The 19526-nt window shown below is 67.0% G+C and carries 19 protein-coding genes and 2 pseudogenes; 17 read left to right on the forward strand and 4 right to left on the reverse strand.

The features are described from left to right. Positions 1 to 143 precede the first annotated feature (143 nt). Positions 144 to 1364 (forward strand): YcaQ family DNA glycosylase, encoded by a 1221-nt coding sequence (locus IPG97_14440; GenBank protein MBK6857701.1) that lies wholly within the window; start codon positions 144 to 146, stop codon positions 1362 to 1364. On the opposite strand, the gene IPG97_14445 is transcribed toward IPG97_14440, so the two are convergent. The 3 genes and pseudogenes from IPG97_14445 to IPG97_14455 all read right to left on the reverse strand — a co-directional run bounded on the left by IPG97_14445 (position 1361) and on the right by IPG97_14455 (position 4776). Next, complete coding sequence (locus tag IPG97_14445; protein MBK6857702.1) at positions 1361 to 2191, reverse strand: enoyl-CoA hydratase/isomerase family protein; 831 nt, start codon at positions 2189 to 2191, stop codon at positions 1361 to 1363. The genes IPG97_14440 and IPG97_14445 overlap by 4 nt on opposite strands. 212 nt (positions 2192 to 2403) lie before the next feature. Then, a pseudogene (locus IPG97_14450) lies at positions 2404 to 3641 on the reverse strand (amidohydrolase). Between the two features lie 229 nt (positions 3642 to 3870). Further along, positions 3871 to 4776, reverse strand: coding sequence for a hypothetical protein (locus tag IPG97_14455; GenBank protein MBK6857703.1), 906 nt, complete (start codon positions 4774 to 4776; stop codon positions 3871 to 3873). Between the two features lie 243 nt (positions 4777 to 5019). Between IPG97_14455 and IPG97_14460 the strand changes: the two genes are divergently transcribed. The 14 genes and pseudogenes from IPG97_14460 to IPG97_14525 all read left to right on the forward strand — a co-directional run bounded on the left by IPG97_14460 (position 5020) and on the right by IPG97_14525 (position 16639). Further along, positions 5020 to 6360, forward strand: a complete 1341-nt coding sequence (locus IPG97_14460; GenBank protein ID MBK6857704.1) for an ABC transporter substrate-binding protein — start codon at positions 5020 to 5022, stop codon at positions 6358 to 6360. Further along, a complete protein-coding gene (locus tag IPG97_14465) occupies positions 6357 to 7253 on the forward strand; it encodes an ABC transporter permease (GenBank protein MBK6857705.1) in 897 nt (298 codons plus the stop codon). The genes IPG97_14460 and IPG97_14465 overlap by 4 nt, the downstream gene beginning before the upstream one ends. Then, entirely contained in the window at positions 7250 to 8050 is an 801-nt protein-coding gene (locus tag IPG97_14470) for an ABC transporter ATP-binding protein (GenBank protein ID MBK6857706.1), read from the forward strand. Before IPG97_14465 ends, IPG97_14470 begins: the two co-directional genes overlap by 4 nt. A gap of 174 nt (positions 8051 to 8224) precedes the next feature. Next, positions 8225 to 8755 (forward strand): DUF2269 family protein, encoded by a 531-nt coding sequence (locus IPG97_14475; protein MBK6857707.1) that lies wholly within the window; start codon positions 8225 to 8227, stop codon positions 8753 to 8755. Between the two features lie 95 nt (positions 8756 to 8850). Continuing rightward, entirely contained in the window at positions 8851 to 9477 is a 627-nt protein-coding gene (locus IPG97_14480; protein ID MBK6857708.1) for a cysteine hydrolase, read from the forward strand. 168 nt (positions 9478 to 9645) lie between these two features. After that, positions 9646 to 10048 (forward strand): annotated as a pseudogene (locus IPG97_14485) (AMP-binding protein). A gap of 15 nt (positions 10049 to 10063) precedes the next feature. Next, on the forward strand, positions 10064 to 11458 hold the full coding sequence (locus IPG97_14490) for an AMP-binding protein (GenBank protein ID MBK6857709.1): 1395 nt from the start codon (positions 10064 to 10066) through the stop codon (positions 11456 to 11458). 17 nt (positions 11459 to 11475) lie between these two features. Continuing rightward, a complete protein-coding gene (locus IPG97_14495; GenBank protein MBK6857710.1) occupies positions 11476 to 11979 on the forward strand; it encodes a DoxX family protein in 504 nt (167 codons plus the stop codon). Positions 11980 to 12146: 167 nt separating this feature from the next. Continuing rightward, on the forward strand, positions 12147 to 12707 hold the full coding sequence (locus IPG97_14500; GenBank protein ID MBK6857711.1) for a TetR/AcrR family transcriptional regulator: 561 nt from the start codon (positions 12147 to 12149) through the stop codon (positions 12705 to 12707). A gap of 188 nt (positions 12708 to 12895) precedes the next feature. Further along, entirely contained in the window at positions 12896 to 13834 is a 939-nt protein-coding gene (locus tag IPG97_14505; protein MBK6857712.1) for a TIGR03619 family F420-dependent LLM class oxidoreductase, read from the forward strand. Between the two features lie 120 nt (positions 13835 to 13954). Next, positions 13955 to 14737, forward strand: a complete 783-nt coding sequence (locus tag IPG97_14510) for an SDR family oxidoreductase (protein ID MBK6857713.1) — start codon at positions 13955 to 13957, stop codon at positions 14735 to 14737. Next, positions 14737 to 15195 (forward strand): EthD domain-containing protein, encoded by a 459-nt coding sequence (locus IPG97_14515; protein ID MBK6857714.1) that lies wholly within the window; start codon positions 14737 to 14739, stop codon positions 15193 to 15195. Before IPG97_14510 ends, IPG97_14515 begins: the two co-directional genes overlap by 1 nt. Further along, the gene (locus IPG97_14520) at positions 15195 to 15998 is read left to right on the forward strand and encodes an SDR family oxidoreductase (GenBank protein ID MBK6857715.1); all 804 of its coding nucleotides are present in this window, start codon (positions 15195 to 15197) and stop codon (positions 15996 to 15998) included. Before IPG97_14515 ends, IPG97_14520 begins: the two co-directional genes overlap by 1 nt. Beyond that, the gene (locus IPG97_14525; GenBank protein ID MBK6857716.1) at positions 15995 to 16639 is read left to right on the forward strand and encodes a hypothetical protein; all 645 of its coding nucleotides are present in this window, start codon (positions 15995 to 15997) and stop codon (positions 16637 to 16639) included. The genes IPG97_14520 and IPG97_14525 overlap by 4 nt, the downstream gene beginning before the upstream one ends. 112 nt (positions 16640 to 16751) lie before the next feature. Here the strand turns inward: IPG97_14525 and IPG97_14530 are convergent, their stop codons facing one another. Then, complete coding sequence (locus tag IPG97_14530) at positions 16752 to 17486, reverse strand: alpha/beta hydrolase (GenBank protein MBK6857717.1); 735 nt, start codon at positions 17484 to 17486, stop codon at positions 16752 to 16754. Between the two features lie 231 nt (positions 17487 to 17717). On the opposite strand from IPG97_14530, the gene IPG97_14535 reads away from it, so the two are divergent. Beyond that, positions 17718 to 18305 carry a DUF1211 domain-containing protein gene (locus IPG97_14535; GenBank protein ID MBK6857718.1) on the forward strand — a complete coding sequence of 196 codons (588 nt, stop codon included), beginning with the start codon at positions 17718 to 17720 and terminating at the stop codon, positions 18303 to 18305. Next, positions 18302 to 19474: an amidase gene (locus tag IPG97_14540; protein ID MBK6857719.1), complete on the forward strand. Its 1173-nt coding sequence runs from the start codon at positions 18302 to 18304 to the stop codon at positions 19472 to 19474. Before IPG97_14535 ends, IPG97_14540 begins: the two co-directional genes overlap by 4 nt. Positions 19475 to 19526: the final 52 nt, after the last annotated feature.

Here is a 19526-nt window from a genome sequence, read left to right on the forward strand (position 1 = left end):
GCCAGCGCGGGTGGTTCCCGGGGCCAACCAATGCGTCGGAACCGAACCCGCGCCCGGTTCGGCCCGGGTAGGCCAGGTGGGGTCGGAGGTCACGACTCGACGGTAGCGCCGCTCGGGCCGGGGCTAGCCGCCAACATGGGGTGGTGACTCCCGGTGCACGTGGATCCGAATCGCTGTCGATCGGCCAAGCCCGTCGCCTGGCCCTGTCGGCCCAGGGATTTGCCGACCCGGCACCGACGGGTCGAGTCGACCGCCGTCACGGTCGCCGGTTGTTGTCTCGGGTCGGTGTCATCCAGATCGACTCCGTCAACGTGGTGTGCCGAGCCCAGGAGTTGGCCCTTTTCGCCCGCCTGGGCAGTCATCGTCGGAGCCTGCTCAGCGAGATGACCGAGCGCAGCGACATCTTCGAGTACTGGGCCCACGAGGCGTCCCACGTCCCGGTGGAGATGCATCCGTTGCTGAGATGGCGGATGGACGACGCCCGGGCTGGGATCGGGACCTGGGCTGGAGTGGCCGCCGTGGCGACCCAGGACCAGGGTTTGGTCGGCTCCGTGTTGGACCAGGTCGTGGACCGGGGTCCGATGACCATCGGAATGTTGGAGGGGGGCGGGCCGCGCACCTCGGGAATGTGGGGGTGGAGCCAGGGAAAGCTGGTCTTGGAGTACCTGTTCTGGAGTGGCCAGGTCACGGCTCGTAGAGGACCCAACTTCGAGCGGCTGTACGACCTGCCAGAACGGATGCTTCCGGCCGAGGTCCTGGCCGCGGCGACACCGACCCGACACGACGCCCTCCGGGCTCTGCTGGAACGGGCGGCGCGTGCTCACGGTGTGGGCACTGCTGGGGACCTGGCTGACCATTTCCGGTTGCCGGTCCGCCTCTGTCGGCCCTTGTTGCAGGAGTTGGTGGAGGATGGTCAGCTCGCAGCGGTGACGGTCGAGGGATGGCGTGAGGTCGCCTACCGCCATCGGGGCGTGGTGTTGCCCCGGACGGTGTCGGCACGGGCGCTGCTGTCACCGTTCGACTCGCTCATCTGGGAACGTTCCCGGACCGAACGCCTATGGGACTTCCGCTACCGCGTCGAGATCTACGTACCCGCCCACAAGCGGGTCCACGGCTACTACGTGCTGCCGTTCCTGTCGGGGGACAGGCTGGTGGCGCGGGTCGACCTCAAGGCCGATCGCAGCACCGGCAGTCTGCGGGTCCGGGCTGCGTACGCCGAGTCGGGCGTCGACCAGGGCGAGTCGGCGAGGGAACTGGCGTTGGAGCTGGGCGGGATGGCGCGGTTTCTCGGTCTGGACGAAGTGGTGGTGGAGCCAGTGGGTGACCTGGCGAAGCCGCTGGCCGCCGCAGTGAGTTCGGTCTAACGGATGCGGGGTTCGACTCGGCCGGCAGCGAAGGTCTTCTGGCCTTCGGCCAGGTCATCCTCGTTCATGCCCAAGTTCAAGAAGGTGTTGCCCAGGTCGAGCGCCTGACGACGGCTCAGCTCCCGGCCAGCCCACAGAGCGCGCAGCGTGGCCTGCATGGGGCGAGTCGGGGCCGAGGCGATCGTGTTCGCCAGCCAGCCAGCCCGTTCCTCCAGCTCGGTCGCCGGGCAGATCTCGCTGACCAACCCGATCTGGTGAGCCCTCTCGGCCGACATGCGTTCGTGGTTGCCGAGCAGGCTCAGCCGGAGTATCTCCCCGAAGGGCATGCCGCGGTGCAACATCAACAGCGGCTCGTAGACAGCGGGCATGCCGTAGGTGACGTGGGGATCGAAGAAGGTTGCGTGGTCGGCGGCCACGATGATGTCGACCTCGCCCAGCAGGTAGAAGGCGCCGCCGCAAGCCATGCCGTTGACGGCACACACCACCGGCTTCCAGAAGTCGTTGGCCTTCGGTCCCAGCAACTGGCCGGGGTCGTCGTAGGTGAACGGCGTGAACTCGTAGCTGGCCCCACCTTCGGCAGGAACGAAGTCCCGGTCTATGCCGGTGCAGAACGCCTTGTCTCCTGTGGCTGTCAGCACCACAGACCGAACCGAATCATCGGTGCGCAGATGGCGCCACAGACCCGACAACTCGTCGCACAGGACCTTGTTGAAGGCGTGGTAGCGCTCGGGCCTGTTGAGGCTGATCCAGGCCACCGCGCCGCGCTGCTCGTAGAGCAAGGTGGTCAGGTTGGCGGTCGGGTCGGCGGCGGCAGGGGTGTCGGTCATCGGGTGACGGTACCTTCGGGTTGGTCCGGCCTCGATCCATATCACCGGTGGTGTGGATCTCGAGCTCGGGTAACGGTCTGGGGACTGCGGTGGACCCCCTGGTGGACGCGACGGTGGCCGGGTCGTCGTTGACCCGGCCACCGTCGAGATTCTGCTGGTTCCGGCTGACGGTCCGGTGGACCTTCACCCGCTGTGGTGATCGGCAGGTCGGATCAGTTGCGGGGCCCGGCGGGCGCGCGCTCAGGCGTCGGGCGGTCCTTGTCGAGGTCGAGGTTGAGCAGGCGGATGGCGTTGCCCCGAACGATCTTGTAGATCTGCTCCTCGGTGAGGCCCTCCATCATCTTGGTGGCGACCTCCTTGGAGGTGGGCCACGTCGAGTCGGTGTGGGGGTAGTCGGTCTCGAAGGTGACGTTGTCCTCGCCGATTACGTCCAGCGCGGTGAGGCCGAAGTTGTCGCGGAAGAAGCAGCCGTAGATGTTGCGGTAGTAGTAGGTGCTCGGCGGCTCGGGGATGGTGTCCTTCACCCCTCCCCAGGCGCGGTGCTCGCGCCACACGTCGTCGATCCGTTCCAGCATGTAGGGGATCCAGCCGATCTGGCCCTCGCTGTAGGCCAGCTTCAGGTTGGGGAACTTCACCAGGTTGCCGCTGAAGATCCAGTCGGTCATCGAGGCCATCGAGTTGTTGAACGACAAGGACGCGGCCACGGCGACGGGGGCGTCGGGGGAGGTGGCGGGCATGCGTGATGAGGACCCGATGTGCATGTGGATGCCCATGTCGGTCTCCTCGCATGCGGCGAAGAACGGTTCCCAGAAGCCGCCGTGGATCGAGGGCAGCCCGAGGTGGGCAGGAACCTCGCTGAAGCACACCGCGGTCACGCCCCGTTCGGCGTTGCGCCTGACCTCGGCCGCGGCCAGCTCGGCGTCCCACAGCGGGACGATGATCAGGGGGATCAGGGCACCGTCGGAGTCGCCACACCACTCCTCGACCATCCAGTCGTTGTAGGCCTTGACGCACGCCAGGCCCATCTCACGGTCGGGGTGTTCGGTGAAGGTCTGGCCGCAGAACCGGGGAAAGCTGGGAAAGCACAGCGACGCCTCGGTGTGGTTCATCTTCATGTCCTCGACGCGGGCCTTGGGGTCGTAGCAACCCGGGCGCATCTCCTCGTAGGTCATGGGGGTCATGGTCATCTCGTCGCGGCTGTAGCCCACGGCGGCCACGTGACGCTTCTGGATGTAGACAACGTCGCCGAACACCCAGCAGTCGGCCGGGGTGCCGTCGGGGTCGAAGGTCTGTTCGTAGGCACCGCCGCCGATGTGCTTCATGTGGCCGATGCCGCGCCGCTCCACGCGGGGCCGTCGGCCCGGAACTTCTCGGGCAGCCAGGTCTGCCAGACGTGGGCCGGCTCGACGACGTGGTCGTCAACGCTGATGATCTTCGGCAACTCGCCCATGGGAATCCCTTCGATGGCGCAGCAGGTGCTGGGGTGGCCTCCGTCAGTTTCTGACGGTCCGTCAGATCTTATCCTGACGAACCGTCAGAGACCATCGCGTCGATGGGGGAGCGCAGGTCGAACTCACCAGGCAACCGTGTAGGGCGTCACGCTGGACCGCTGAAGATCGGCCGCCGCCGCCACCACAAAGCTGCAACCCGGACCTGAAGCCACGCACGACACGGGCCCATCACCACTCATCTGGGGGCACAACCGTTGGTAGCGCGGTGAAGGTGAAGCGAGCCACACCTTGTGGGTCGGCATGCCTGGTCATACCCTCCACGGTGCGCGAGATGACGGCGGTCATCGCCTCGGAGTCGACAGGACTGCACGTCGTGGTGGCAGCTCGAGCCGGAAACCCAGCGCAATGGGCCAACAGGATCGGCTCGTTGGGCCGGAACCCCGACGCCACAACTTCGACCGTTGATCCCGAGGCGAGCGCTTCGAAGGACGGAGGCACGGTGGGAAGCATCAGAGACTCGGCACGAACCGTGGCCGTAACCAGGTTGACCGGACCCAGGTTCGTTCGGAAGGCGAGGGGTTGGCCCCCTGAAAGGTCGTAGTCCCGGGCATCGGCAGCTACCAACACACAGTTGGTGCCCGGCGACGCGCAGTCATGGGCTCGGCCCTGCACGGTGATGACTCGGGGAACCGGGTAGGTCGCCGAGAACTGGCCATCTGGGCCCACCGCGAACCGGGCAGCTCGGACGGTGTCACAGGCCTTCACCCCGGCCGACTCCGTATCGACGGCCTCGAGGCAAACGGCCAGCCCCACCACGTGATAGGCCGGAAATGCAGCGCTGGTGACGGTAACGATCGTTTGATCGACAAGGTCCCGTGACGGTTCGACCGTGACCGCCACGCGAGCGGAGCCGGAGCCATCGCCGCGGGTTGGCTCGAACTCGAGTACCCGTACTTCGCAGCTGGACAACCACACCGCCAGGCTCCCCAGCACCAACAATCCGATGGCCAGCGCCCCGATTCCACACCCGAGAGCAGTCCCGGCCAGTCGCCTGGGACGGTGTGCACCAGCTAGGTCGCCACCAGATTCGTGAAATCCATGGCCCATGATCTCACCGCCTTTGTCGCTGGCCACGCTATGCCACCGGTCCCTGCCCTGGGTGTCACAACTACTGCTCGGCTCTCAGCCGTGGGAGGTTGGTGTCGTCGGACCTTCGTTGGTGGTGGCAGGGGGAGAGATCTGTGTCGGGTGGCTCACCGGTGGATCAGGTGCGGCGTCAACACCACACCCGACCCTCGAATCGATGTGCGGCCGTGGCACAGGACCGTTCACCGCCGTGATACTGGCTGGCAAACCCCTGTTCTTAGGTTCACCTCCATGAACCAAGAACCAGCCATCACTGAACGTTCGGCCGGGACCGGTCTCACCAACTCGTCTCTCGGCCGCCGTCGATTCATTCAGGGCATCACCGCTACAGGCGTCGCCGTGGCCGCTGGCGGGTTGGCGTCCGGGTGCGGTTCGTTGGACGACTCGAACAGCTCGAGCGGATCGACGGGAACCGCGGCGGGTGGGTCGGCATCGGGCGGCAACACCGCCAAGGTCACGCTCGGATTCATCCCGCTCACCGACTGCGCTCCGTTGGTGATCGCCAAGGAGAAGGGGATCTTCGCCGACCACGGAGTGGACGTGACGCTGGAGAACGGCAAGTCGTGGCCGGGAGTGCGAGACAAGCTGCTCAACGGTGAGTTCGCGGCGGCACACTGCCTGTTCACCATGCCGCTGTCAGTGGCCACCGGCGTCAGCAAGATCGAGGGTTCCAGTGACAAACCTCGAAGCCTGCGGGTGGCGATGATGCTGAACCAGAACGGGCAGGCCATCACCCTGGCCTCGGATCTGGCCGATGCCGGCTACGACGACCTCGACGCGGCCAAGGCGGTGCTGAAGGAACGCAAGCCCAAGAGCCTGGCCATGACTTTCCCCGGCGGGACCCATGACCTCTGGCTTCGCTACTGGTTGAAGGCGATGGGCATCGACCCGGCCGAGGCGGGAATCGAGATCAAGCCGGTGCCGCCGCCAGACATGTTCAACAACCTCAACCAGGAGAACGTTCGGGGCTACTGCGTGGGAGAACCATGGAACGCCCGGGCCGTACTCAAGGGCAAGGGTTTCACGGCCATCACCTCGCAGGACATCTGGGCCAACCACCCCGAGAAGGCGCTGGTGACCAGCGCCGGGTTCGCAGAAGAGAACCCCGAGACCCTCGAGAAGCTGATGCTGGCCGTCTTCGAAGCTCAGAAGTGGCTGGATGACCCGGCCAACGTGGCCGAGACGGCTCAGATAATCGGCGTCCCCAAATACGTGAATGCCACTCCTGAGGAGATCAAGGGTCGCCTGGCCGGCACCTACGACCTGGGCGGCGGTCACGGCGACAAGGAGTTCGGTGACCTGCGCATGAGGTTCTTCCGTGACGGGGAGGTCAGCTTCCCGGCCCCGGGGTACCTGGTGTGGGCGATGGCCCAGTACGTGCGGTTCGGTTACCTGCCAGAACTGCCCGACACGGCGCTGGCCGATGAGCTGATCCTCACGGACCTCTACGCCTCGGTGGCGGCCACGGCCGGGGTGACGGTGCCGGACACCGCCATGGCCCCGATCGAGGTCGCACTCGACGGCGTCACGTTCGATCCCACCAAGCCTGAACTGGAGGCGACCCGATCATGACCATCACCTCACCCGACGTCCCCATCGCTCCGATCGGTGTGGTGGACCGTCCTCGGTCCACGGTCGACGCCGAAGCCCAGCCACTCATCGAGCCTGACGTCCCAGCCCTCGGCAAGACCCGGGCCCGGTTCGAGCGCATCGGGTGCGGCCTGGCCGGCTTCGTCGTTCTGGGCCTGGCCTGGCAGTTCGCCTCGACCCGGGCCGAGGGCCTGCCAGGCCCGATGCCCACCTTCGAAGTGCTACATACCCTGCTGGCCGACGGACTCGCCCCCGACGGTCCGGCCGGCAAGGGGATCATCCTCCAGTTGGGCGACTCGTTGGCCAGAGTGGTCAAGGGCTTCGCCATGGCCGCGGTGATCGGTGTGCCGGCCGGGTTCGCCCTGGGAACCTCCAGGCGTCTTCACCAGGTGTTCGACCCGCTGGTGCAACTCCTCAAGCCGATATCACCGCTGGCGTGGTTCCCGATCTGCCTGACGATTCTGGTCAAGACCGAGCCCGCCGCCATCTGGGTGATCTTCCTCGCCGCCCTGTGGCCCGTCGTCATCAACACCGCAGCCGGGGCCGGGTCGGTGCCGACCGACCAGTCCGACGTGGCCCGGGTGTTCCGGTTCTCGCCCTACACCCGCATCCGCGAGATCGTCGTCCCGCACGCTCTGCCGTCGATCATCACCGGACTGCGACTGTCGATGGGGGTGGCTTGGATGGTCATCGTGGCCGCCGAGATGCTGGCGGCATCGAGCGGAATCGGCTTCTACATATGGCAGTCCTACAACGGCCAGGGTCTGGCCTACGTCCTGTCGGCTGTCATCCTCATCGGTGGCACCGGCGTCGTCCTCGACCTGGCCTTCCAGGCCCTCGGTCGTCTCGTCAACCACACGGAGGCACGGTCATGAGCTTGCAGATCGAAGGGGTTTGGAAGGGGTTCGCCCACGGTGGGTCCCGTCAATGGGTCCTGCGGGACGTGAACCTGGAGGTCCAACCCGGTGAGTTCGTGTCGCTGATCGGCCACTCGGGCTGTGGCAAGAGCACGCTGCTCAACGTGCTGGGAGGGCTCGGTACCGCCGACGCCGGTGAGGTGCGCCTCGACGGGGAGGTGGTGGCCGGACCCAGTCCTGACAGGGCCATGGTGTTCCAGAGCTATTCGTTGCTGCCCCGGCTCAGCCTGGTGCGCAACGTCCATGCCGCCGTCCGCTCGGCACGACGGGACTGGTCGGCCGAGAAGGTCGACAGCGCCGCCGAGCGGTACTTGCAAGGTGTCGGGCTGTGGGAGCACCGGGACAAGAAGCCCCATCAGGTGTCGGGCGGCATGCAGCAACGGTGCGCCGTGGCTCGGGCATTCGCCGTGGAGCCCCGGGTGCTGTTGTTGGATGAACCCTTCGGGGCGCTCGACGCCCTGACCCGGGCCCGTCTCCAAGCTCAACTGATCGACCTGTGGTCGAGTGAGTCCGAGACCGAGATGGTGGTGATGGTCACCCACGGCATCGACGAGGCCATCCTCCTGTCCGACCGGGTGGTGGTCATGTCCAACCCGCCCGGCCGTTCGGTCAGCGCGGTGATCCCAGTGGACATCCCCCGGCCTCGGGATCGGGTGTCGATAATCGACGACCCCCACTTCCGTGACGTGCAGACCGAACTGCTCGCTCTGTTGTACCGGGATCAGGCCCGAGAGGTGGAGGGTGCCGTGGCCTGACCCGGTTCGGGTCGGGGGTGGCGGCCGAGGCGGGCGCCGCCACCTCTTGCGGGGGTGGCGGTCGAAGTGGGCGCCGCCATTCCTTCACTGGGTTTGGCGGTCGAGGTCGACCACGGGCGCCAGAACTCCGGCTACGGTCGGCGCACACAGCGCTCGTGACGAAGGGACCCCGAGATGGTTTTGGCTTTGACCCCTGATTCCGGTCTGTACCAACTGGTCGTGTTCGCTCACATCCTCACTGCGATCGTGGGCTTCGGTTCCACCTTCGTGTGGCCGATGCTCAGCGCCAAGGTCCGCAAGAGCGGCGATCCAGCCCTGATGCTCAAGGTGAGCGAGATGATCGACGAAGCCGGCCACGTCCTTACGTCGCCGTTCATCTGGGCGTCGGGAGCCTTCGGGCTCCTGGCCGTCGTCTTGGCCTCGGGTATGGACGGGACCTACATCGAGTTCTCCGACATGTGGATCAGCATTGCCATGACGTTGTACCTGGTGGCGCTCGGTGTGTCGTTGGGGTTGCACTACCCCAACCTCAAGGCGATGCTGGCCCTCCAGCGAGAGATGGCCGCCGCCGGCCCACCCCAGGGCGGGCCACCCCCGCAGTTGGCCGAGCTGCAAGAACGAGGCAAGAAGGCCGCCATGTTCGGCGGAATCCTCCACCTCCTGTTCGTCCTCATCCTCCTGGACATGGTCTTCAAGCCCACCTGAGGCTGCCGCCTACTCCTCGGGTGACTCGCTGGCTCGCCCTGAACGGCGGGCCACCTACGGTGTCCTGACGCGGCGTCAGATACGCTCGGCGGTCCATGGCTGTTGACCTTGCTTCCCTTGTTGACCCTGCCCACACGGCCGTCGTCACCTCTGAAGTTCAGAACGGGGTGGTGGGGGAGCGTTCGGCCCTTCCCGCGCTGGCCGAAGCGGCTGGACCCATTGTGGAACGGTTGTCGGTGCTGCTGGACGCCGCTCGGCCCGCCGGTGTGCGGGTGATCCATGCCACCGCGGCTCGACGGGCCGATGCCGCCGGGTCCAACACCAACGCCCGCCTGTTCGCGGCGGTGAAGAAGTCGCCGGTGGCTCTGCTGCCGGGCTCTCCCGAAGCCGACGTGGTCCCGGCCCTGGGCCCCTCACCCGAGGACCTGGTGTTGTGTCGCCTCCACGGTCTCAACCCCATGGCCGGCACCGACCTGGACCCGATCCTTCGCAACCTCGGCGTCCGGACCCTGGTGGTTACCGGCGTGTCGGTGAACGTGGCCGTCACCAACTTGGTGATGGACGCCGTCAACCACGGCTACCAGGTGGTCCTGCCCCGAGACGCGGTGTGCGGCATCCCCGCCGCCTATGCCGATGCGGTGATCGACAACACCCTTTCCCTGCTGGCCACCCTCACCACCGTGGATGACCTGGTGGCCGCCTGGTCGGGAGTCGGTTCTTGAGCAAGATCGGGCGACATGCCGACCACTTCTTGCCCAAGAACGGTTTCGGCCTTGGCGCGGGTCGGAACTGGGGCGAGATCTGGTTGGCGGGCGACCACTTCTTGCCCGAGAACAGGTCGGATTCTTGCCCAAGAACGGGGTGGGGGCAGCTGGCGCTTGGAGGGTCGGATGACTACTGAGAATGAGAACAGCGACGGGGACGACCCACGGGCGGACCGTCGGTGGGTGACCATTCCGGCTGCGGTCGTGGACGTAGCGGCTCGGCTCGGTGACCGGGAGGCGATCGTCGACCAGGACGGGGCCGGGGGTTTCCGAACCTGGACCTGGGCCGAGGTGGCCCGAGAGACCGATCGGGCTGCCGCGGCCTTTCTGGCCGCAGGGGTCGAACGAGGCGACCGGGTGGCGGTGTGGGCCCCGAACTGTGCCGAATGGGTGATCGCCCTGTTCGGGCTTCAGAGCGTCGGGGCGGTGCTGGTCCCGCTCAACACCCGCTACAAGGGGGGCTGAAGCCGCCGACATCATCGAGCGGAGCCGGGCGCGGATCCTGGTCACCGTCGACGGGTTCCTGGGCAACCACTACCCGGCCATGCTCGCCGGGCACGACTTGCCTCACCTGGAGCGGATCGTGGTCCTGCGGGCCGAGCCTGAGACCGGTGCTGGTACCCAGGACGACCTGACTGGCAGTGCGGGCCAGGGCGACCAGAAGGGCCCGGAGGACCTGACTGGCAGTGCGGGCCAGGGCGACCAGGAGGGTCAGGGCGGTGCCGCTGGTCAGGGCGGTGCCGCGGGTCAGGGCGGTGCCGCGGGTCAGGCGGGCCGAGTGCCAACCGAGACCTGGGAGGAGTTCCTGGCTGCTGGCGAGGCCGGGGTCACCGTTGTCCAGGTGGCCGAGCGGCGCGCCGAGGTGCAGCCCACCGACACCGCCGACCTGTTGTTCACCTCGGGAACCACCGGCAAGCCCAAGGGTGTCATCTGCAACCACAGTCAGGTGCTGCGCACTGTTGCCACCTGGGCCAACGTCGTCGGACTGAACGAGGACGACCGGTACCTGGCCATCAACCCGTTCTTCCACTCCTTCGGGTACAAGGCCGGCATCGTGGCCTGGCTCGCCACCGGCTGCGTGCTGGTACCCATGCCGGTGTTCGACGTGCCCGAGGCCATGCGCCTCATCTCCGAGCAGCGCATCTCGATGGTCCCGGGACCGCCGACGCTCTACCAGACCATCCTCAACCACCCCGACCGGTCCCAACTCGACTCGTCCAGCCTCCGCTTGGCGGTCACCGGTGCCGCCAGCGTCCCCGTCGCCCTCATCGAGCAGATGCGCACCGACCTCGGCTTCGACACCGTGATAACCGCCTACGGGCTCACCGAGGCTTGCGGCTTCGCCACCATGTGCCGCCGGGGCGACGACGCCGTCACCATCGCCACCACCTCGGGTCGGGCCATGCCCGGGATCGAGGTGAAGGTGGTCGACGACGACGGTAACGAGATGGCTGCGGGGGAAGCCGGCGAGGTGGTGGTGCGGGGCTACAACGTGATGGCTGGCTACTTCGAGAACCCCGAGGCCACCGCCGAGACCATCGATGCCGAGGGCTGGCTTCACACCGGTGACGTCGGGGTGATGGACGAGCGTGGCTACCTCCGCATCACCGACCGCAAGAAGGACCTGTTCATCTCCGGCGGGTTCAACGCCTACCCGGCCGAGATAGAGAACCTCCTGCTGGCCCATCCCCACATCGCCCAGGTCGCGGTGGTCGGCGTGGCCGACGAACGCCTCGGGGAAGTCGGAGCCGCCTTCGTGGTGGCCGCCACCGGCACCACCCCCGACCCGGCCGAGATCGTGGCCTGGGCCCGCGACCACATGGCCAACTACAAGGTCCCCCGCATCGTGCGGGTGGTCGATGCCCTTCCGTTCAACGCCGGCGGCAAGGTGATGAAGTTCGAGCTCCGCGAGCTCCTGGACAGAGAGACGACGCAGTGACGAACTACGCCGACCAGATGGACAACATCATGTTGTTGGTCCGCATCTTCTTGGGCTTCACCCTGGCCTTCCACGGCTACTGGAAGTTCTTCAAGGGAGGCAAGATCGCCGGTACCGCGGGCTGGTTCGACTCCATGGGCATGAAGCCCAACGGCAAGGTCCATGCCTACCTGGCCGCCTCCACCGAGCTGGGTTGCGGGGTGCTGATGGCCGTCGGCTTCCTCACCCCGTTGGCCGCGGCCGGCTACGTGAGCCTGATGATCGTGGCGGCGTGGACCGTGCACCGGGCCAACGGGTACCGCAGCGGGATCGACGGCTGGGAGTACAACTCGGTTCTGGCCGTGTTCGCCGCCTACGTGGCCGCCACCAGCCCCGGACGTCATTCGATCGACCACGCCATGGAGCTCTCGTTCGCCTTCAAGCCCTACACCGCCTTCGGCATCGCCATCGGGGTTGGAGTCGCCGGTGCGGTCGGCCTGTTGGCTGCCTGCTACCGGCCGCCGGCCAAGGCCGCTGAGTAGGCGATGGCGGTGCCGGACCGATCCGCCTCCTATCCTGACGCCCCGTGACATCTGACGCCCCGTCAACTTTGCCCGACGACGAAGTCGAGCCCCGCGCCGCTGACGGGCGCGTCCCGGGACGGCGAGGCCTGGCCACCCGCCAGCGCCTCCTGGAGTGCACCACCGAAATGTTGCGCTCCAGCTCCTACCGGGATCTCAAGGTGGTCGACATCGCCCGGGAAGCGGGGACGTCGCCCGCCACCTTCTACCAGTACTTCCCCGACGTCGAGTCAGCGATCCTGGTGTTGGCCGACGACATGGTCGACGCTGGTGTGGAGCGCTTCGCGGCCGTCATGTCCGACAACTCGTGGAAGGGCCGCGTCGGTTACGAGGCGGCCGAGGCGTTGGCCGACGCCGTCCTCACCTTCTGGGACGAGAACCAACCGGTCCTCCGGGTGGTCAACCTGGCCACCGACGAAGGCGACAAGCGGTTTGCCACCGTGCGCACCCGGCTTCTGCGGGATCTGAACAACGCTCTGTCGGCCGCCGCTAAGGACCACCAGGCCAACGGCAAGGGGCAGCCCGACGTTGCCCCCGACGCTATCGCCGGCGTGCTGGTGGCCATGCTGGTGCATGTGGCCGCCTATCGGGTTGGTTTCGAGTTCTGGGGGGTGCAGGCCCCAGACCTGCGCACGGTCATGGCCCGCATCGTCTACTGGTCGATCACCGGAGTGAAACCTCCGGCTTGATTGGTCCACCGAAAGGCGAAGCCTTCCGGCGTCGCTGCTTCGAGGCGGTGGTCGGCACCAGTTCGAGGCACGGTGGGGTACCCCAGGGTGCTGGTGTGTCTGTGGGTGGAATCGGCATCCTCGACTGAGGTGACCTGAAGGGGCGTACGATCCGGGGCGATCCCGGACCCTCAGGCAAGACAGGAACCATGGCATTTTCCCCTACTTCGGGAACCCTGGCGGTGGGCATGCAACTGCCCATCCAGTCCAAGTCCACCAACTTCGCCGAAGCCTGGGAGGCAGACGCCGGGGCCGCCGAGTTGGCCCGAGTGGCCCGGGCCGCCGACGCGGCCGGGTTCGCCTACATCGCGGTCTGCGACCACACCGCCATCCCCTCCGAGAAGGCCCCGGTCATGGGCACCGAGTGGTGGGACACCGTCGCCACCCTGGGCTGGCTGGCGGGGATAACCGAGCGGACCCGGCTCCTCAGTCACATCTACGTCCCCGCCTACCGTCACCCGCTCCAGGCGGCCAAGGCCTTCTCCACCCTCGACGTGGTGTCGGGCGGCCGGGTCATCTTGGGTGTGGGGGCAGGGCACGTCCGAGAAGAGTTCGAGATGCTCGGCCTTCCCTTCGAGGAACGGGGCCGACTGCTCGACGAATCGATCGACGCGCTGCGAGCCGCCTTCGCCGAGGACTACCCGACGCTGCCCGGACCCCGCTGGCCCGCCGCCGACATGGGTCAGCACCCCCGTCCGATCCAAGAGGATGGCCCTCCCATCTGGATCGGCGGCTCCTCCCCGGCTGCGCTGCGGCGAGCGGCCGAGCGCGGCGATGGCTGGCTGCCCCAGGGGCCCGTCGATGCCGAGATCCTCGGCCGGTTGGCAGACCTGCGGGCCGCGGCCGGGCGTCACGAGCCCTTCACCGTCGGTGCCCTGCTGGGTGCCACCTACGTGGGAGCACCGAGCTGGGATCTGGGTCAGCCGGTTCTGAGTGGACCGGCCGAGAAGATCGCCCACGTGCTGGACAAGTTCGCGGGCCTGGGTGTTGATCAGGTGCAGGTCCGGTTGCGTTCCCGCAGCGTCGACGAACTGGTCGAACAGATCGAGCGGTTCGGATCCGAGGTGCTGCCCCTTCTGAGGGCGTGAACCTCACCTCGGACATGGATCGGGGGCGGTCTCGGGATGGGGCTGGGCACGTCTCGATGGCGGACGAGGGCTGGTAGCTGGTGATGACCATTCGGTACTGACAACGAGGGAGATGATCTGGTGCTGTTGGAAGGAAAGGTCGGGCTGGTATCGGGCATCGGGCCGGGCATGGGTCGAGACATCGCCTTGGCCTTCGCCCGCGAAGGTGCCGACGTGGCGCTGTTGGGACGGACAGAGGAGCGCCTGCGGTCAGTGGCCGAGGAGATCGAGGCGCTGGGTCGCCGAGCCTTGCCCGTGGTCTGTGACATCGCCGATGAAGCTGCGTGTGGAGCGGCGGCAGTAGCGGTGGCGGAAGGGCTGGGTCGGATCGATGTGCTGGTCAACAACGCCTACCACGGCGGCGACGCCAAACCGTTCATGGAAGCCGACCTCGCCGACTGGCACACCACCATGGAGGTCAACCTGTTCGGATCGCTGTACCTGACCCGAGCGTGCGTCCCCCACCTCGAGGCGTCGGGTGACGGGCGAGTGGTGATGATCAACACCATGTCGGTCCAGCGCATCGAACGGCGGTGGGGGGCCTATGTGGCCTCCAAGGGCGCGCTGGCCGCCATCACCAAGACCCTGGCTCGCAAGCTCGGAGCCAAGGGGATCAGAGTCAACGGGGTGCACCCGGGCTACATCTACGGCGACTCGGTGGAGTGGTACTTCAACCACCAGGCCGAGAAGCGGGGCATCACCTTCCAGGAGGTGTACGACGAGGTGGCGGCCGAGACCTGCCTGGGCTACCTGCCCCACTCCGAGGAGATCGCCGGGACCGTCGTGTACTTCGCATCCCCGCTGTCGCGGCCGGTGACCGGTCAGATGATCGGTGTCAACGCCGGTCACTGGTTCAACGGCTGATGGCCGAGTCACATGGCCCTGCCCGGCGTGGAGTACCCACCGCTGAGGACGGCCCTGTCCAGTTGGTCGCCTTCGTGAAGCGACGAGCAGGAACCAGCCGAGCCGAGTTCTTGGACCATTGGCGCAACCACCACGCGCCGCTCATCAGAGATACCCCTGGCCTGGCCCGCCACATCCAGCGCTATGAGCAGATGGCGGCCCGACCCGATGACCGATCGGGCTGGGATGGTGTGGCGGTGCAGCAGTTCGTGTCCTGGGACGCCTTCGTGGCCATGTTGTCGGACCCCGCAGCCGCCGCCATGCGAGCCGATGAGGACGCCTTCTTGGACCCCGCCTCCACAAAGGTGGTCTTCACCGCTGACCGAGTGGTGGTGATCGGCGAAGACGCACCCGCCTTGCCGACTGCCCCAACCGAACAGGACCTACCCGCGGCCCATGATTCAGCGGACGGGCCCTGATGACCGGCGAGCGAAACCCGCGGTTCTCTGGGGCCAGAGCCCTGGTCACCGGGGGAGGTTCAGGAATCGGGGAAGCGACCTGTCGCCTCCTATCTGCAGAGGGGGCCGAGGTGACGGTGCTGGACCGCAACGCCGAGTCCGCCAGCCGGGTGGCCTTCGACATCGGTGGCCGAGCCATTGCCGCCGATGTGGCCGACAGCGAGGCGATGAACCGGGCCGTGGCCGATGCCGCTGCCGTCATGGGTGGGCTGAGCATTCTGGTCAACAACGCCGGGGTCGGAATGGCGAAGCCCTTGGTCGACTACACCGACAAGGACTGGTCACTTCTCATCGGCGTGAACCTGACCGGGACCTTCAATGCCATCCGATCCGCGGCCCCGATCATCGTCGACAGCGGCGGTGGCGCCATCGTCAACAACACATCGCTCACCGGTCTACGCCCCACCCGCGGTGAGGGCCCGTACTCGGCGGCCAAGGCCGCGGTCATCAACCTGACCCAGACCGCGGCTCTGGAACTGGCTCCGCTGGTGAGGGTCAACGCCGTAGCCCCAGGGATGATCTCCACCTCGCTCACCGAGGTGGTGGTCGACAACCCGACGTGGCGGGCGGCGGCCGAGTCCGGTACCCCGATGGGACGAATCGGCGATGCCGACGAGGTGGCTCGGGTCATCGCCTTCCTGGCCGGCCCCGACGCCAGCTATGTCACCGGTCAAACGATCGTGGTAGACGGAGGCTCGGTGCTGCCCAGCCTCCAGTCCGATGCCCTGCTGAGGGCTTTCACCGATCCGGGAGCAACACAATGACCGCGGCTGACGAGCTCCGCCCCCTGCTGTTCGGCAACGTTCCCATGGACAACTGGCCCGCCGGGGACGACGCCACCGCGGAGCCTTGGACCACCTTCGTACGGGCCCGGCGCCACCTGGCCAACGGAGACCTGGACCTGGCCATTCGAGACTGGGGCCACATCTCCATGTTCGACATGTTCGAGCCCCGGCACCGCCTTCAGGCCTGGACGTTCCTGCGCGCCAACGGTATCCAGCCCGACGCCTCCATAGCCTGCACCGTCCTCGGCATGGTCGCTGAGATCGCGGTTGGTGCGGGCCACGACGCGCTGGCGGTGTACGCCGATGGCTCGATTCGCTACCTCAACCACGGCGGATCGGTTCTGGTGGTCGACAGCGCCCGCTACGACCTGGTCATGGGGGCATCGGCCCTCATCGAGGTGGGTCAGGAACTGGCCGACGAGCTCGGGCCCTGGGCTGGCCCCGAACTCCCACCACTGGACCCGGGGGAGTCGCGGTTCACCCTGCTGACCCCTGGTGGTCCGGTAATCGGTCAGGGGCCCGACGACGCCCTACGCGCCGACCCCATGGCCCAGCCGCTGTATGCCGCTGCCACCGCGCTGCTGATCGCGGTCCTGGACGAGGGGCCACCCACGGTTTAGCCCCGATCCGCCGATGGGCAGAGCCTACCGGCGGGGTTCGGTCGCCGGTGTGCTGGCCGACGCCTTCGCTGCTACGACCGGCAGAAGCCGATCGCTGCACCGGCGTGCCTTCTCAGCGGGCGCGAGCCCAGAACTCGGTGAGGAGGGCGGCGGCACCCGACGGGTCTTCTACGGCCCAGAAGTGGCGCCGACCTTCCAGGGTGCCCACCTCGGCTCCGAGCATCTCGGCCACCTCGACTGACTTGGGCGTACTGGAGAAGCCGTCTCCGGTGGCGTCGATCACCATCCCGGGTCGGCCGACGGGGCCCATCTCGGCGCCCCAACTGGCGTAGGTGTTGGGCACCGCGGAGCGGTACAGGTCGAGGATGCAGGCCCCCATGGTGGCGTCCATGGCCGACACGGTGGCCAACGCCGCCTCCCGGGTCATGCCCATTTCCTCGAACGTCGGGGCCTGATCCTCTGGGGGAGTGGCGAGTTGGGCTTCGATGAACGCCTCACCGTCACCAGGCGTTTGCCACACCTGGGCGAAGTCGTGCCACTTCTGGTCGGGGTGCACGATGGTCGCCACATCGGCGGCCCAGGTTCGCACCAACTCGGGATGCGTCGTCACCAGCCGATAGGTGAACCCGGCACCCCAATCGTGGCCGACCAGGTCCACGGGCTCGTCCATGGCCGCCAACTCCCCGACCAACCAGTCGACGTATGCGTCCTTGGTGGCCGTGAAACCATCGGGTCTCTGGCACCCGAACCCAGGCAGGCTGAGCGCCACCGACGGCTCATCGATCTCGGCCCGAAGAAGATCCCAGTAGGCCGCGGTCTCGGGCACCCCATGCACGAACACGATCATCGCCGGACCATACCGGCTGGCAAATGTCAGCCCGGCGCATACTGTCGACCCATCGTCGGCCCAACTGGTCAGACAGCCCGATACCCTGCTTGCCGGTCTGGATCCGAGTCCATCGTCTCGATTCCCGGCGGCGCTCTTGTCACCCTTCGGTGTGGGAGACAAACGAGGAGCTTTCGCCCAGGCTGGACCGGCTGTGTGGGCATCTGACGGACATCGCTAGGAGGCGTGAAGGTGAGCACGGCGAGGCTGGAGGCCTTCAGCGACGGTGTCCTGGCCATCATCATCACGATCATGGTGTTGGAGCTACGACCACCCGAAGGAGCTGCTCTCGCCGATCTGCGTGCCCTGTGGCCGGTGTTCATGTCCTACGTGCTGAGCTTCGTCTACGTCGGGATCTACTGGAACAACCATCACCACCTGCTCCGAGCAGCCGACCGGGTGAACGGGGCGATCATGTGGTCGAACATGCACCTGCTGTTCTGGTTGTCGTTGTTCCCCTTCGCGACCGCATGGATGGGTGAGCACAGCTTCGCCGGTGACACTGCGGCGTTCTACGGACTGGTTGCCCTGATGTCAGCGATCGCCTATTTCATCCTCCAGTCAGCAATCGTGAGCGAGCACGGCCAGGACTCAGAGGTCGCTCGGGCGTTGGGCAATGACCTGAAGGGCAAGGTCTCGCCCGTCGTCTATGCCGTCTCGGCGGGCCTGGCCTTTGTCAACCAGTGGTTGGCCGTAGCTGGATACGTGGCGATGGCTGTCCTCTGGTTCATCCCCGATCGCCGCCTGTCCGGCACTTCTAGAGAGATGGGCGGCCAATGACCGACGTCGGAGGTGACGTTCCACGAGATTCCACCTTCATCACGAGGATCGATCCTGAGCAGGATTCTCAGGCCCGTCCTGATGGCATCCGCCTGGCGGTCAAGGACTGCATCGACGTGGCAGGCGTGGTGACGACGGCAGGGTCACCGGCGGTGGCCGACGGTGCCGAGCCGGCGGTGGCCGATGCCGAGTGCCTGGCTGGTTTCAGGGCTGGCGGTGCTCGTCTGGTGGGAAAGGTGAACCTGCACGAGCTGTGCTTCGGTTCCAGTGGGGTCAACCCTCACTACGGCACGCCCGTCAATCCACTCGACCCTCGACGAGTGCCGGGAGGTTCATCGAGCGGATCGGCTGTGGTCGTGGCCGTCGGCGACGCCGATGTTGCGCTGGGAACCGATACGGCCGGATCCATCCGCAACCCAGCGACCGCCTGCGGGGTGGTCGGGCTGAAGCCCACCTTCGGGGTGGTGTCGGTGGTGGGCACCCGTCCTCTGGCCCCGTCGCTCGACACCATCGGAGTTCTGGGTCGCACGGTCCGAGACGTTGCCGTTGGCGCCACGATGCTGAACGGCCAGCTCACCGACGGCGATGTCACCGCGGTCCACGCGGTGGCCCGGCTACGCCTGCCCGGGACCGATCCCACTATCGATGCCGCCATCGACTCGGCGCTCATCGCCGCGGGGATCGAGACCACAGACGTAACCGACGTGCTCGCCGTCGGGTGGGAGGCCGCGCACCGTGCCGCAATGGACGTCCTCTTCGGTGAAGCCCTGATGGTCAACGACGACATCTGGCGCCATCACCGACACCAACTGGGTGCCGATCTGGTGGAACGGTTCACCTTCGCCCAAACCATCAGCCCGACCGAACTGGCGGAGGCCCGGGCGAGGAGGGTCCCGTGGCGGGCCGAGTTGGCCGAGGTGTTCGGAGCTTTCGGAGTGTTGGTCCTGCCGACCATGACCGCCTACCCGGCCCGGCTCGGCGAACACGGCGTCGGGCCGAACCCGGCGGCGGCGGCGGTGAACCTGGCTGGCCACCCAGCCATGACCGTGCCAGTCCCCAGCGGGGGCTTGTTGCCAGCTGGCCTTCAACTGGTGGCTCCAGACCACCACGAACCCCGCCTTCTCGCCACCGCCGCGGTCATAGAAGCAGCGGTGACACCTCAGCGCTAGTCCGACGCTGGCTGGTGAAGGGCGTCTTTCTGGGGTGGCTGGTAGCTGGCGG

This window comes from Microthrixaceae bacterium, assembly GCA_016702505.1.
In the GTDB taxonomy this organism is placed as follows: domain Bacteria; phylum Actinomycetota; class Acidimicrobiia; order Acidimicrobiales; family Iamiaceae; genus Aquihabitans.